15 protein-coding genes are annotated in these 14,420 nt (G+C 40.1%); 2 read left to right on the top strand and 13 right to left on the bottom strand.

Annotated features, from left to right (window positions below; translation table 11 throughout):
* Window positions 1-28 precede the first annotated feature (28 nt).
* Window positions 29-1,402 carry a signal recognition particle protein gene (gene ffh, locus ABIS04_RS04890; protein ID WP_137222298.1) on the bottom strand — a complete coding sequence of 458 codons (1,374 nt, stop codon included), beginning with the start codon at window positions 1,400-1,402 and terminating at the stop codon, window positions 29-31.
* A 284-nt stretch (window positions 1,403-1,686) separates the two neighbouring features.
* On the opposite strand from ffh, the gene ABIS04_RS04885 reads away from it, so the two are divergent.
* Both ABIS04_RS04885 and ABIS04_RS04880 read left to right on the top strand, forming a co-directional pair.
* Entirely contained in the window at window positions 1,687-2,475 is a 789-nt protein-coding gene (locus ABIS04_RS04885) for an inner membrane protein YpjD (RefSeq protein WP_137222300.1), read from the top strand.
* 152 nt (window positions 2,476-2,627) lie between these two features.
* Entirely contained in the window at window positions 2,628-3,908 is a 1,281-nt protein-coding gene (locus tag ABIS04_RS04880; RefSeq protein WP_137222302.1) for an HlyC/CorC family transporter, read from the top strand.
* A gap of 63 nt (window positions 3,909-3,971) precedes the next feature.
* Here the strand turns inward: ABIS04_RS04880 and ABIS04_RS04875 are convergent, their stop codons facing one another.
* From ABIS04_RS04875 to rpoE, 12 genes are all read right to left on the bottom strand, one after another.
* Window positions 3,972-4,496: an Mpo1-like protein gene (locus ABIS04_RS04875; protein ID WP_350432771.1), complete on the bottom strand. Its 525-nt coding sequence runs from the start codon at window positions 4,494-4,496 to the stop codon at window positions 3,972-3,974.
* Window positions 4,497-4,613: 117 nt separating this feature from the next.
* Entirely contained in the window at window positions 4,614-4,994 is a 381-nt protein-coding gene (acpS, locus tag ABIS04_RS04870) for a holo-ACP synthase (RefSeq protein ID WP_140233600.1), read from the bottom strand.
* Window positions 4,994-5,731, bottom strand: a complete 738-nt coding sequence (pdxJ, locus tag ABIS04_RS04865; protein WP_137222308.1) for a pyridoxine 5'-phosphate synthase — start codon at window positions 5,729-5,731, stop codon at window positions 4,994-4,996. Before pdxJ ends, acpS begins: the two co-directional genes overlap by 1 nt.
* A 109-nt stretch (window positions 5,732-5,840) precedes the next feature.
* A complete protein-coding gene (gene recO / locus ABIS04_RS04860; protein ID WP_350433389.1) occupies window positions 5,841-6,554 on the bottom strand; it encodes a DNA repair protein RecO in 714 nt (237 codons plus the stop codon).
* 45 nt (window positions 6,555-6,599) lie between these two features.
* Window positions 6,600-7,604: a GTPase Era gene (era, locus tag ABIS04_RS04855; protein WP_350432770.1), complete on the bottom strand. Its 1,005-nt coding sequence runs from the start codon at window positions 7,602-7,604 to the stop codon at window positions 6,600-6,602.
* Window positions 7,601-8,281 (bottom strand): ribonuclease III, encoded by a 681-nt coding sequence (gene rnc, locus ABIS04_RS04850; RefSeq protein WP_137222314.1) that lies wholly within the window; start codon window positions 8,279-8,281, stop codon window positions 7,601-7,603. Before rnc ends, era begins: the two co-directional genes overlap by 4 nt.
* Window positions 8,281-9,195: a signal peptidase I gene (gene lepB / locus ABIS04_RS04845; RefSeq protein ID WP_137222317.1), complete on the bottom strand. Its 915-nt coding sequence runs from the start codon at window positions 9,193-9,195 to the stop codon at window positions 8,281-8,283. The genes rnc and lepB overlap by 1 nt, the downstream gene beginning before the upstream one ends.
* 187 nt (window positions 9,196-9,382) lie before the next feature.
* A complete protein-coding gene (gene lepA, locus ABIS04_RS04840; protein WP_140233596.1) occupies window positions 9,383-11,173 on the bottom strand; it encodes a translation elongation factor 4 in 1,791 nt (596 codons plus the stop codon).
* Between the two features lie 251 nt (window positions 11,174-11,424).
* Window positions 11,425-11,895: a SoxR reducing system RseC family protein gene (locus ABIS04_RS04835; RefSeq protein ID WP_350433388.1), complete on the bottom strand. Its 471-nt coding sequence runs from the start codon at window positions 11,893-11,895 to the stop codon at window positions 11,425-11,427.
* 206 nt (window positions 11,896-12,101) lie between these two features.
* On the bottom strand, window positions 12,102-13,034 hold the full coding sequence (locus tag ABIS04_RS04830) for a MucB/RseB C-terminal domain-containing protein (RefSeq protein WP_137222323.1): 933 nt from the start codon (window positions 13,032-13,034) through the stop codon (window positions 12,102-12,104).
* A 41-nt stretch (window positions 13,035-13,075) separates the two neighbouring features.
* A complete protein-coding gene (locus ABIS04_RS04825) occupies window positions 13,076-13,675 on the bottom strand; it encodes a sigma-E factor negative regulatory protein (RefSeq protein ID WP_137222325.1) in 600 nt (199 codons plus the stop codon).
* A gap of 26 nt (window positions 13,676-13,701) precedes the next feature.
* Window positions 13,702-14,280, bottom strand: a complete 579-nt coding sequence (rpoE, locus tag ABIS04_RS04820) for an RNA polymerase sigma factor RpoE (RefSeq protein WP_137222327.1) — start codon at window positions 14,278-14,280, stop codon at window positions 13,702-13,704.
* Window positions 14,281-14,420 lie beyond the last annotated feature (140 nt).

The following is a 14,420-nucleotide window of genomic DNA, read 5'->3' as shown; positions in this document are numbered from 1 at the left end:
CTGATTTAATACTTGAAAGATGTTGTTATTATCTACCAGGAAACTTCATCCCTGGAGGTAACATTCCGCCCATTCCACGCATCATTTTCTTCATTCCACCCTTACCAGACATCTTTTTCATCATTTTCTGCATTTGGGTGAATTGCTTCAATAAACGGTTAACATCTTGAATTTGAGTGCCAGAACCGACAGCGATTCGACGTTTACGAGAACCTTTAATGACATCTGGATTTTTGCGTTCTTTAGATGTCATCGAATTAATAATGGCTTCCATCTGACCAGTCATTTTACCATCTTGAACTTGAGCTAATGCTTCTGGTGGTAATTGTCCTACACCCGGAAGTTTCTCAATCATGTTCATCATCCCGCCCATGTTTTTCATTTGCTGTAATTGCTCACGAAAATCTTCAAGGTCGAAACTGCCACCTGACTTAACTTTTGAAGCCAGTTTCATCGCTTTGTCTTTATCGACGCCACGTTCAACTTCTTCAATTAATGATAACACGTCACCCATACCTAAAATGCGTGACGCAATACGGTCTGGATGGAACGGTTCTAATGCATCGGTTTTTTCACCAACACCTAAGAATTTAATTGGTTTACCCGTAATACTACGAATAGATAACGCCGCACCACCACGAGCATCACCATCGACTTTTGTTAAAATAACACCCGTTAATGGTAACGCTTCATTAAATGCTTTAGCTGTATTAGCGGCATCTTGACCTGTCATCGCATCAACAACAAACAAGGTCTCAACAGGATTAACAGTGGCATGCAGCTGTTTGATTTCATCCATCATGGCTTCATCAACATGCAGACGACCTGCTGTATCAACAATGACCACATCAATGAATTTTAATTTTGCATAGCTTATTGCTGCTTTAGCAATATCTACCGGCTTTTGGCTCACGTCAGATGGAAAGAACTCGACTTCGACTTCTTCTGCTAGTGTTTCAAGCTGTTTAATCGCTGCAGGGCGATAAACGTCAGCGCTGACCACCAGAACGGATTTTTTATGACGTGTACGTAAAAATTTACCTAATTTTGCTACTGAGGTTGTTTTACCCGCACCTTGAAGACCCGCCATCATAATAACGGCAGGAGGAATAGCCGCTAAGTCGAGGGCTTCATTCGCCTCACCCATGGCTCTTTCAAGTTCGCTTTGAACAATTTTAATAAAAGCTTGCCCTGGGCTTAAGCTTTTTGACACTTCTTGACCCACAGCGCGTTCTTTTACGCTGTTAACGAAGTCTCTAACAACAGGTAAAGCGACATCCGCTTCAAGCAGTGCCATACGCACTTCACGAAGGGTTTCTTTAACGTTGTCTTCTGTTAAGCGACCACGGCCACTAATGTTTTTTAATGTGCGTGACAGTCTGTCAGATAAATTTTCAAACATTGAACGGCTCTTTTAAGCATATCGATAATTGAACCTATTATACCCAAGCCACTCCAAATTACGATACTTGCAACACGAAGAACTCAAACACAAACACACTTTAACGTAAATTAATTACCGCTTAAGGCAGGAAACTGTTAAATTTTGAGTCTTAGGTCACTGCCCTATTGGGTCCTGATCATGTTAATCTAAGACAAATAATGAAAATGTGATGTTTTGATAGTATTGTTCAACACTCACTACGCATTTTTTCAGCATAAACTACTTTGATAGGTTGATTTTTAATGGTTATTTTTTCAGCGGCAGCCATGCTATTTTATTGCTTAGCGTTGGTTTTAGTCACAAGCCGACTTTTTCACATCGAAGGACCAAATCGCAAAGCGGTCATGGTGGCTTCAGGTCTTGCTGTGATCATGCATGGATTTGCGCTTTCAGATGCTATTTTTACAGCTGATGGACAAAATTTTAGTTTAACCAACGTAATTTCTTTGGTTAGCTGGATGATGGCATTAGCCTTTACCATTACAATGCCGCGACTTAAAGTGATCATTGTTGTTCCTGTGGTATATGCCTGTGCAATAATATCTGTGGCACTTTTATGGTTACTGCCGCCACAATATATTACTCACTTCGACATGCACCCAGAACTTCTCGCACATGTAGTGTTATCACTAATGGCCTACAGTGCTTTATTGATTGCTGCTATGTACGCTGTTCAACTATGGTTTATTCAAAATAAGCTTAAGAAAAAACAGATGATGATGAGTCCAGCAATGCCGCCATTAATGACGGTAGAGAAACAACTATACCATCTCATTATTATTGGTTTTATTTTATTAAGTTTGTCACTAGTGACCGGATTTGTTTTTTTAGAGAATATGTTTTCTGATGGTCAAGGGCATAAAGCGGTATTATCAATAATTGCTTGGATTGTGTATGCCGTTATGTTGTGGCAACAGTATACTGTTGGCTGTAGAATTCGTACGGCAGTGATTTACAGTTTATCTGGCGCTGGCTTACTGTCTTTAGCTTACTTTGGCGCTAGAATAGTTAAAGAGTTGATATTAAACTAGTTTTAATATCGGTTTCACTCAAAAAACATTTTGCCTCATTGAAAAATAAACAAGATAACTTGACTCTAACGGCCAATAATAAATAATGGCCGTTAAATTAATGACTATTTGACCTTTAGGTCAATTTCACACCACCTCATGGGGCCCCTTTTTTGGACGCTATATCTACCAGCGCACTTCTTATTTTTCTTTTGGTTTTAATTGTGATTTCTGCTTATTTCTCTGGCTCAGAAACCGCCATGATGAGCCTCAACCGCTACCGCTTACGACATCTCGCTTCCAATGAGCATAAAGGTGCCCTTCGAGCCTTAAAGTTACTCGATCGCCCAGATAGACTTATTGGGTTAATACTCATTGGTAATAATCTGGTTAATATTCTAGCCTCGGCCATTGCGACGATTATCGGTATGCGCTTGTTTGGTGACATGGGTGTTGCTATTGCTACAGGTGTTTTGACCATAGTGGTGTTAGTGTTTGCTGAAGTCACACCCAAAACGTTTGCGGCTTTGTACCCTGAACGTATTGCATTTCCATCGAGCATTTTATTAGGCTGGTTATTAATTTTGCTTTCGCCATTAGTGAAGGCAATCAACTTAATTACCACGGTATTTCTTCGTATGATGGGTATCAAAACCGTCAAAACAAATGATGCTTTAAGCCAAGAAGAACTCCGCACAGTTGTACATGAAGCTGGAGCGCTCATTCCACAACGTCACCAAGAAATGTTGTTGTCGATTTTAGATTTAGAAAAAGTCACCGTTGAAGACATAATGATTTCACGCTCAGATATTTATGCCATAAACGTCAATGACGATTTTAAATTGATTAATAAACAAGTGACTCACAGTCCACATACTAGAGTATTGGTTTATAGAGATAATATTGATGATGCCGTAGGGTTTATTCATTTACGTGATGCATTGCGTTTACAATCAAAAGAGCAGTTCAGTAAGTCGTCTTTGCTCCGTGCAGTCAAAGAATTATACTTTATTCCTGAAGGTACCCCGCTGAACGTTCAGTTAAGTAATTTCCAGCAAAATAAAGAACGCATCGGACTCGTTGTTGATGAATATGGTGATATTCAGGGCTTAGTAACCCTAGCAGATATTCTTGAAGAAATTGTCGGAGATTTTACTACTTCAATGCTCCCCACTGCCAGTGAAGAGATTAATGTTCAGCAAGATGGTAGTTTTCTAATTGATGCTACCATTAACATTCGCGACCTTAATAAAGAAATGAAATGGGATCTGCCAATTGACGGGCCGAAAACATTAAATGGTTTAATCATTGAGTTTATCGAAGACATTCCGGCTGCGGGTACCAGTTTGCGTATTGCAGATTACCGAATTGAAGTTATTGATGTTGCAGATAATAGAATTAAAACAGTTAGGGTTTTGCCTGATAATTTACAACTAATCGATGATACCGAATAAATAGCCTATGGCTAATAAAAAAGGCGCTAATAGCGCCTTTTTTATGACTGTTGAAACATCATCTTATAAACTACGACGTTTATTTTCCAATGCACGGCGCTTCTCTCTTGCAATAGGTGTTATTTCAGCGGCTAACTCTTTCTCCCAACCGAAGATAAAATACAATTCCGCCATCAAAAAAAATGGTCCAATCAATAATTGATTCAAATCATCCATAAAAGCAGGTTTAGCCTTTTCATATTGATGGCCAACAAACTGTATCACCCAACCAATAATAAAAATGCTAATCGCGATATAAAATGGATGAGAGGTATGAACAACTAGTTCACTGGTATATAAAACTGGCAAAATAAATAACACTAAACCAAGTGCCAAGCGCAAGTGAAGTGCCATGTAATAGCCTAATACCACAACAGTTAATATCATCGCGGCACTAACTTGATAGTCCAGCCATGCAAATCGAAGTGTCCCCAGCATTAAAAATGCCGACCAAATAATCATAGGCACACCAATAAAGTGAGTGTTAATATTTTTCGGGTTTAAGTGTACGCTTTTATAGGTTGAAAGTTGTTCAACTGCAGATTTCATTTTGAGTCTCTCTAGTTATAGTTATTATTTTGTTAACTTACCCCACTTCAGTGGATTTTAAAAGCCTACAAAAAAGGCGCTAATGCGCCTTTAATAAATAGCCTAATGTTATTCACATCAACTTTCTAACACAACGGTGGCTACAGCATAATGTTTTTCATCGGCAATACTGATAAAACATCGATTGCCCGTTAATAGTTCAAGCCTTGCCAATGCGCCATCTGTAAAACTAATCAGCGGTGCACCATTGTCATCATTATCGATATGAATATGTTGGAACGATACCCCTCTGCCAATCCCGGTACCCAAGGCTTTTGCTGCCGCTTCTTTGGCGGCGAACCGTTTCGCCAAAAATCGCTCAGGTTGTTTTGATTGCAAGTAAGTTGTTAGTTCTGACTCTGTCAGTACCCGTTTAGCTAATCTGTCACCTAGGCGTTCTCGCTGCTCAGCTATTCGGGCTATCTCAACTATATCGGTACCTATCCCTATAATTGCCATTACTCGCCTCTACGACCTTCAAGCATAAGCTTTTTCATATCTCTGACTGCAGTATCTAAGCCATCAATAGCGGCTCTAGCAATGACTGCATGACCGATATTAAGCTCGTATATCTCGGGAATAGCCGCTATAGCTTTAACATTGTGATAATGCAACCCGTGACCAGCGTTAACCACTAACCCTTTGCTATGGGCATATTGCGCCATTTCAGTGATCCTAGCTAACTCGATAGCCTGTTCATCATCGGTGCTAGCATCAGCATAACAGCCTGTGTGGATTTCGATATAAGGTGCACCACAAGCCACAGAAGCATCTATTTGGGCTTTATTAGCATCGATAAATAATGACACTTTAATGCCTTTTGCAGCTAAACGAGTCACTGCAGAACTTATCTTGTCTAATTGACCAGCGACATCAAGACCGCCTTCTGTAGTCAGCTCCTCACGCTTCTCGGGGACTAAACACGCATAAGCAGGTTTAACTTCACAGGCAATCGAAATCATTTCCTCAGTCACTGCGAACTCAAAATTCATTCTTGTTTTTAAGGTCTTAGCCAATAGATATACATCACGGTCTTGAATATGGCGGCGATCTTCACGTAAATGAATAGTAATACCATCAGCACCAGCATGCTCAGCTACCGCTGCAGCATGGACAGGATCAGGATACAGAGTACCGCGTGCTTGACGTAGTGTCGCGATATGATCGATGTTAATTCCTAATAATATTCCGCTCACATCGAGCTCCTTAACGTAATAAATAACACTGAGAAAACACACAATACCAAGCTTGATATAAAACAGTATCGTATTAGGTTTATGTGTTTGGTTGAATAAATATTATATGCTAATCCGCTTTCTTACTGAATAATTGCCTACTTAATAATGGCTTGTTACCTAGTAATGGCGTCAGTAAATAACGCATTAGCCCTTTGGCTTGATTGAACTGCTCTGGTTGTAGATCTTGCGCGGCTAATGCTAGCAACATTGCCCCAGATAAACAGCCTTTCCCATGAGAAAAATATGACTCTTGAGTGGTTGCCACTGGTAGGAAACCACTCTCGGCAATAAATCGATACTGACAATGCTTATCAAGCAAATCACCTTGGGTATCATAGGCAAGAGAAGGCAAAGCACCTAACTCTAATAACAGTGCCATTTCAAAATAGCGAAGGTGACTTGAGCAAAACTGCTTAGCTAGTGCGAGTAACGCTCGGTGATAGTCTAAAAACAACCCTTCAGCTTGATGTTCCACTGATAAAAGGCGAACCAATAACTCATTAAGGTAAAAACCTGAATAGAGACTATTACCACCTAACGGCATAGCAGGCGCAGCGGCTTCAATATGAGTAATGTTTTTTAAACCCAGATTTTTTGTTTCTGATTTGGCACTGAATTGGATAATTAGCGGTTGAAAAGGTTGTAAGATACTTTTTATAGACCGTTTACCAGAGCCCACTCTAGTAATGGCATCGACACGCCCAACACCTTCTATCAGTAAATTGACAATCACGCTCGATTCACGAAATTGACGATGATGAAGCACATAGCCACGTTGCATAGTGGCCATGCTTAAACACAAATAATCAATAGCACAAAAAGATATTTAGTCTTCGCCATAGCCTAGACTTCTTAATGCACGTTCATCATCAGCCCAACCTGATTTCACTTTTACCCATACTTCAAGAAACACCTTATTATCAAATAATGTTTCCATATCTAAACGGGCTTGAGTTGCAATCGTACGAATACGTTCACCTTTATTGCCAATAACCATGCGTTTTTGGCCTTCACGTTCAACCAAAATTAACGCATTAATCTGGTAAACACCATTATCCATCATTTTAAACTGTTCAATTTCTACAGTGGCATCATAGGGAAGTTCATCCCCAAGAAAACGCATTAATTTTTCACGAACAATTTCAGATGCCATAAAACGTTGTGAACGATCTGTCACATAGTCTTCAGGGAAATAAAATGGCGCTTCAGGTAACGATTCACGGGCCATATCTAAAATACGTTGTATGTTGGTGCCTTTAGTCGCTGATATTGGCAAAATTTCATCGAAATCAAACTTTTTAGCCAACTCAGTTAAATAAGGAAATAACGATTCTTTATCTTTAATGTTGTCGACTTTATTAATGGCTAAGATAATTTTGCGGTCATCATTACGATGCTGAAGCTTTTGCAACACCATTTCGTCATCAGCAGTCCACGTCATACCATCAACAACAAAAATAACCATTGCCACATCAGCTAACGAACTGGCAGCAGCACGATTCATTAAGCGGTTGATGGCACGCTTTTCTTCGATGTGCAGACCTGGTGTATCAATAAATACTATTTGGCTTGGGCCATCGGTATGGATACCCATAATTCGATGACGCGTTGTTTGCGGTTTTTTTGACGTAATACTGACTTTTTGCCCAAGTAGCTTGTTCAAAAGTGTCGACTTGCCCACATTAGGGCGACCGACAATAGCCACCATGCCACAATACGTTACATCAAACTTTGCATTGGCGTTTGGTGCTGCTTGGTTCATCCTTGCCAGCAGTTCATCTAAGCTAGGTTCTTGGCTATCACCTGCTGGCAAGTCTGTTTTTTTGGTCATTTATTCAGTAGCTCCAATACCTGAGCAGCAGCAAGCTGTTCAGCTTTTCTTCTTGAACTTGCCACACCGGTGACAACTTTATCTAATTCACTAATTCGGCATTCTACAGTAAAGGTTTGCTCATGCGCTTCACCCTCTACAGCGACAACTTGATAATCAGGCAATGGTTTCTTAAACCCTTGTAGATGTTCTTGTAAAATTGTCTTTGGATCTTTTTGATTAATGCCTGGTTTTATTTCAGCTAAGCGTGCTTGATACCATGATAATAATAACTTACGGCAAACTTCAAGATCGGCATCAAGGTAGACAGCACCAATAATGGCTTCCACGGCATCGGCTAAAATAGATTCGCGTCTAAAACCACCGCTTTTGAGCTCACCAGGACCTAAGTATAAATAGTCGCCTAATTTGAACTCTATAGCGATTAACGTCAGGGTATCACCTTTAACCAAGGTGGCACGCATTCGGCTTAAATCACCTTCTGTCGCTTTTGGAAACTGATGATATAAGGCATCAGATATAATGATCGATAAAATCGAATCACCTAAAAACTCTAAACGCTCATTATGTTTATTTGCTGCGCTACGATGTGTTAATGCCTGAATAAGTAATTCAATATTATTAAACTCATAACCTAAAGTACGGCACAAACGCGGCAAATTTTTAATGGGTTCCATCAATGTATTCCACCTACTCTGTCAAAACGTACGCCTGTTGGTATCCATGTTGGTAACATATCACTCGGCTTACGATCAAATTCAAAACTAATCCATATGGCTACCGCTTTACCGACAAGATTCTCTTCCGGTACAAAGCCCCAGAAACGACTATCGGTACTATTATCACGGTTATCACCCATCGCAAAATACATCCCCTGAGGGACAACGAACTCACCAGCAGGAAGGCCTGCTTGAGGATAAAAGTGCTGTCTGAAATCAGGTCGCGACGGATTAAGCAAAATATCATGCTGAACATCGCCGAGTTGCTCACTTAAACGAATTAATGGCGTGCCATTTTGGCTAAACTCGCCACGGCTAATCTCGGTATGCTCAATAACATGAGCGCCAGGGCAATCTGTTTGACTATCACATGCCTCTTGGATCATAAGTTGTTTATTACGGTAAAAAATTTTGTCCCCAGGCAAACCCACTACACGCTTGATATAATCTAGCTTTGGATTTTCAGGATATTTGAATACAAATACATCTCCGCGCTCGGGCTCACCAGTTTCAACCAGTTTGCTACGCCATACAGGGTCGCGTAATCCGTAACTAAACTTCTCAACCAATATAAAGTCACCCACTAAGAGGGTCGGCATCATTGAACCCGAAGGGATTTGAAATGGTTCATAAATAAACGAGCGTAAAATCATTACAAACGCAATCACCGGAAAAATGGCATGCGCAGTTTCAACTAATACAGGCTCACGGATTATTTTGTCTATCGCATCTGCGCTCAATTGAGCTGAATTAGCTTCTGCGGCTAATAAATTTTCACGGCGTTTCGGCGCAAAAAAGACCACATCAATTAACCAAATAATTCCGCTAACAACGGTTACGAGCACTAAAATAAGTGAAAAATAGGCTGCCATTACTGATTTATCTCCTGCTGAGTGTGTTGGATCCATATGGCTTGAGCAAAGGCTCAAAAAACTCAATCCAGTATGGTGATTAACGAATAAACATTCACCCAGTTGAGTGTTACAAAATATATAGTAAAAATAACGATAACGCCGCAATACGCGGCGTTATTTAGCACATTAATTCAATTAATTATTATTAATCGTTTAACTTCAATACCGCTAAGAATGCCTCTTGTGGCACTTCAACGTTACCGACTTGCTTCATGCGCTTTTTACCTTCTTTCTGCTTATTAAGCAGTTTTTTCTTACGCGAAACGTCACCACCATAACACTTAGCGGTTACATCTTTACGTAACGCTTTAATACTTGAGCGGGCAATAATCTGACTGCCTACGGCAGCCTGAATTGCAATATCAAACATTTGACGAGGAATTAGCTCTTTCATTTTTTCAACTAAAGCCAAACCACGATGACGAATATTACTGCGGTGAATAATCATCGCTAAAGCGTCAACACGATCACCATTAATTAAAATGTCTAACCGAACCATATCTGCAGCGTCGAAGCGAATAAAGTTATACTCTAATGATGCATAACCACGGCTCGTTGACTTAAGACGATCAAAGAAATCCATTACCACTTCTGCCATCGGCAAGTGATAAGTTAAGGCCACTTGATTACCGTGATAAACCATATTGGTTTGCGTGCCACGCTTTTCAATACATAACGTAATCACGTTACCTAAGTATTCTTTAGGCACTAATATATTGGCTTCAACAATCGGTTCACGAATTTCTTCAATGTTATTTAGTGCAGGTAAACCAGATGGATTATCAACATAAATAGTATCACCATTGTTCATGATAACTTCGTAAACCACTGTGGGTGCCGTGGTGATCAAATCCAGATTGTATTCGCGCTCTAAACGCTCCTGAACAATCTCCATGTGGAGTAGACCGAGAAAACCAATACGGAAACCAAAACCTAACGCAGATGATGTTTCAGGTTCAAAAAACAGAGAGGCATCATTCAAGCTTAACTTATTCAATGCATCACGGAAGCTTTCATACTCATCGGTAGAAATCGGGAATACACCGGCATAAACCTGCGGCTTGACGCGTTTAAAACCTGGAAGAGGTTTGTCTGCGCCATTTTTTGCATGGGTCAAGGTATCGCCTACAGGCGCACCATGAATTTCTTTAATACCAGAAATCACATAACCCACTTCGCCAGCACGAAGTTCTGCTTTGTCTTTTTCTTTTGGTGTAAAAATACCCACTCGATCGGCGTTATAGTTTTGTCCTGTGGACATCACTTTAAATTTTTCACCTTTCTTAAGTACACCATTTTTAATGCGAACCAAAGATACCACACCAAGATAGGCATCAAACCATGAGTCGATAATTAATGCTTGTAGTGGCGCAGATTCATCACCCACTGGAGGAGGGATTTTTGCGATAATTTCTTCTAATACTAAATCAACACCAACACCAGTCTTTGCAGAACAACGCACAGCATCCATGGCATCAATGCCAACGATATCTTCAATCTCTGCTGCTACACGATCTGGCTCTGCCTGAGGTAAGTCAATTTTATTTAATACAGGAACGACATCCAAATTCATTTCTAGTGCGGTATAGCAGTTAGCTAATGTCTGAGCTTCTACGCCTTGACCAGCATCAACTACTAACAATGCACCTTCACAAGCAGCCAAAGAACGTGATACTTCATAAGAGAAGTCAACGTGTCCTGGTGTATCAATGAAGTTGAGTAGATAAGTATTACCATCTTTTGCATGGTAATCTAAGGTGACACTTTGGGCTTTAATCGTAATGCCACGCTCACGTTCTAGATCCATTGAATCTAAAACCTGTGCAGCCATTTCACGGTCAGTTAAGCCGCCACATACCTGAATCAGGCGATCGGATAAAGTTGATTTACCATGGTCGATATGGGCAATAATCGAGAAGTTTCTAATGTGTTTCATTATGCTGCAATGACTACTACTAAATTTGATGAAAATTAAGGTGGCAAATTGTACCTGATTAGGGGGGTAATACCAATCAGATTAACCAATAGTATCAATTTTGCTACAATTATTGGTCTTAACGAGGTATTTTTGAGTCTATTTTAATAGGTTTACAGCAGTTTTTGGTTGATTCAAGGGACTATTTTGCGTCAATGAGTATCATAGAAATACTTAAAAGAGTGTCTCACTGACCGCACTAAAAACAATAACTAATTGCTTGCTTGAATAATATCAATTTCTTGACCTAGATGGACAATGATCACAGGTGTAGCATCTGCTTCAAGTTGAGTGGCAAAGTGTTTACCAATAAACCACGCAAACAATGCCCCAAATGCACCAAAAAACATTGCAAAACCATTGGTATTAAAACCTAATCCAGCTGCCAACATTTGCCCAACCATTGCAAATAAAAACAAGCCTATCAAGGGTAACAGATACACTAACGCCGCGGCTTTAATAATCACACTTTCTGGTAAGCCTATCTTAAGCATGTCACCAGAAAGGCAAGGTTTATCACTCGGTAATGAAAAACGCTGAGTATGAACAGAAAAGGCTTTAGCAATAGTTGAAGTACCACAGTTTTCACTGCTGGCGCAGTGATTACAAGCACTTTTCAATTCAACTTCAACAGTTACCCAGCCTTGTTGATAATCAACCACTCGGGCAATTTCTTCCATCATTGAAGAAGTAGAAGACTCGTGAATGTGGTTATTCATTTAATAAACTCAACCTATAAATAATGACTTATTTTAGCATAATTCGCCACATTGGCTAAGTAAGTTTACCGCTAAGGTATATCACTTAACCTTCATATCTTATCACCAGAAACACGTAAGCCGTGGCACAATCACATTGAGTCACGGCTTACCTATCAATCAGCGATTGTTTATTTTAAGACTAAATTATTGGCAATTTTATCCAAGGTTTCAGAAGGTACCTTGCCAATGGCTACCACCTCAAGAGCACCCACTTGCACTACCACCATAGACAAACCATTACGGATCAGTAATTCATTCGGCATTGGATTTTCACCTGACCGACCAACATAAACAGAAATATTCGCTAATCCATCTGTTAATGCCACATATTCAACAGGCTCATGAATTCCAATCAAACGGTGATGATCGCGAACGACAACATCAAAACCTTGTGGCAACCAAGTAAATTGCCAGTTTTTACCATCTGTACGTTCGGCTTGGTTCATCACGGCTGGCCATTCTTGCTTCGCAGCTTCAACTAAAATAGAAGCGGGCTCAGTTAATTCAATCAGTTCGATGACCATGGTCTGTTCAAGTAATTGTTTGTCTTTGTTGAGGCTATCAAACCGTAATGGCAAATAAGTGTCCATATCAATCCACACTTGAGCATCATAACGATTATCATCATTTGCCATTAAACGGATCATTTGGCCTGGACGTCCAGCAATACGAGCTCGACCACCTATAACAAATTGATAACCTTTTTCAAGCTGACTTAAATCACCAGATAAAGCTGCAGGCCAAACACCTTGAATACGAGGTGCAATGACACTATACGGCTGCTGGTCATGTTCTATAAACGTAACAGTATTTCCAACTCGTACCGCATTTTTGGGAGGGCCATTAAGGTATTCAAGTAAAGCAACTTCTTTATTGTCGACAATGCCATGAATATAAACAAGCGGACGAATATGATCGGCTTGTAATTGAATAATGGAGGTTTTAAATTGTTTATCGTGCATTGCTTGGCTCATATTGTTAAGCCAAGCTTTTGCTGATAAATCATCTTCAGCGTATGTCGAAAAAGATAACACTAACATTGCTAGCAGGATAAGACGCAAGCTAACTCCTAACATGATAAGACAAGATTTCTGTCAACGGATTATGGATTTACCGCAGCATCTTGCACACTATTTCCATCAACTGCAACACCTGGATTTAAGCGTTGTTGCAACATATGATCTTGAATATAAGCATTAATACGACGACGCTGCTCTATCACTTGTTCATTAGAATAGCTTTGCTGATTTTGCACTGCACCAGTTTGATAACTTACCGGAGACACACTGCCCACCAAAGGACGCGTCATTAATACAGGTAAAGGAGATTCTGCATCATTGGTTTGGTTAACGTTTTGCACTCCCACAATGGCTACCATAGCAACAGTTGCAGCAATAGCATATTGACCTAACTGCTTGAAAAATGGGACCACATTTGAACGTGGACTCGCTTGTTCTACAACTTGATTCGACTTAGATTGAGGTGCAATGATTGTCGGTTCAAGCTCAATCGCTGCTGAGATACTTGCAAAAAGGTCTAAGTCAATGGTTGCCGGCAACTCACCGCGCATTGCATCGCCTATCATATGATAGCGTTGCCATTCATCATGTGAATCAACGTCAGCAGAAAGTTGTGCCAATGTTTTATCATCGACTTCGCCATCAACTGCACCAGATACCCACTCTTGACTTGATTTAAGCATTATTCACCTGTCTAACGTTAAGGCTGTTACTTTTCCAGCAAAGGCTGGAGCTGTTTGTCGATTGCTTCACGAGCACGAAAGATACGCGATCTGACTGTGCCGACTGGGCAATCCATTATATTGGCAATATCTTCATAACTCATTCCTTCTAACTCTCTGAGCGATATTGCCATTTTTAACTCTTCAGGCAGAGTATCGAGCGTATCAAAGATCACCTTACTCATTTGATCTTTCATTAATAACCGCTCTGGTGATGCAAACTCTTTTAGTGCATCACTGCCGTCGTAATATTCTGCATCTTCTACATCAACGTCGTTTGCAGGAGCCCTGCGTCCTTGTGATGTAAGATGGTTTTTTGCAGTGTTTACTGCAATACGGTACAACCAAGTATAAAATGCACTTTCACCACGAAAATTAGCTAACGCTCTATATGCTTTAATAAAGGCTTCTTGTGTAACATCCGCCACATCCGCTTGATTGCGCACATATCGAGAAATCAAACTCATCACTTTATTTTGATACTTCAGCACTAACAGGTTAAATGCGTTTTTATCGCCTTGCTGTACTCGCTCAACTAATTGTTGATCACTATATTGTCCACTCATCCGAGCCGACTACTCCTAAATCTGTAATGCTGATTTCTCAGTCGCTCGAATCCTGTTCATATAAGTAGACCTACTGATATGAAAAAAGTTCGATATTTAATTAAAAAAAGTTAATTAATTTTACCTATATACAAACCATC

The sequence above is a fragment of the Shewanella sp. H8 genome, assembly GCF_040285065.1.
In the GTDB taxonomy this organism is placed as follows: domain Bacteria; phylum Pseudomonadota; class Gammaproteobacteria; order Enterobacterales; family Shewanellaceae; genus Shewanella; species Shewanella polaris.
The sequence above is the reverse complement of the archived record's forward strand: the minus strand, read 5'-3'. Positions and strand labels throughout refer to the sequence as shown.

What these genes read in the sequence shown, in the direction of transcription:
- ffh (WP_137222298.1), bottom strand. Translation starts at nt 1,402, where the DNA reads ATGTTTGAAAATTTATCTGACAGACTGTCACGCACATTAAAAAACATT.
- ABIS04_RS04885 (WP_137222300.1), top strand. Translation starts at nt 1,687, where the DNA reads ATGGTTATTTTTTCAGCGGCAGCCATGCTATTTTATTGCTTAGCGTTG.
- ABIS04_RS04875 (WP_350432771.1), bottom strand. Translation starts at nt 4,496, where the DNA reads ATGAAATCTGCAGTTGAACAACTTTCAACCTATAAAAGCGTACACTTA.
- acpS (WP_140233600.1), bottom strand. Translation starts at nt 4,994, where the DNA reads ATGGCAATTATAGGGATAGGTACCGATATAGTTGAGATAGCCCGAATA.
- recO (WP_350433389.1), bottom strand. Translation starts at nt 6,554, where the DNA reads ATGCAACGTGGCTATGTGCTTCATCATCGTCAATTTCGTGAATCGAGC.
- era (WP_350432770.1), bottom strand. Translation starts at nt 7,604, where the DNA reads ATGACCAAAAAAACAGACTTGCCAGCAGGTGATAGCCAAGAACCTAGC.
- rnc (WP_137222314.1), bottom strand. Translation starts at nt 8,281, where the DNA reads ATGGAACCCATTAAAAATTTGCCGCGTTTGTGCCGTACTTTAGGTTAT.
- lepB (WP_137222317.1), bottom strand. Translation starts at nt 9,195, where the DNA reads ATGGCAGCCTATTTTTCACTTATTTTAGTGCTCGTAACCGTTGTTAGC.
- lepA (WP_140233596.1), bottom strand. Translation starts at nt 11,173, where the DNA reads ATGAAACACATTAGAAACTTCTCGATTATTGCCCATATCGACCATGGT.
- ABIS04_RS04835 (WP_350433388.1), bottom strand. Translation starts at nt 11,895, where the DNA reads ATGATGGAAGAAATTGCCCGAGTGGTTGATTATCAACAAGGCTGGGTA.
- ABIS04_RS04825 (WP_137222325.1), bottom strand. Translation starts at nt 13,675, where the DNA reads ATGCTTAAATCAAGTCAAGAGTGGGTATCTGGTGCAGTTGATGGCGAA.
- rpoE (WP_137222327.1), bottom strand. Translation starts at nt 14,280, where the DNA reads ATGAGTGGACAATATAGTGATCAACAATTAGTTGAGCGAGTACAGCAA.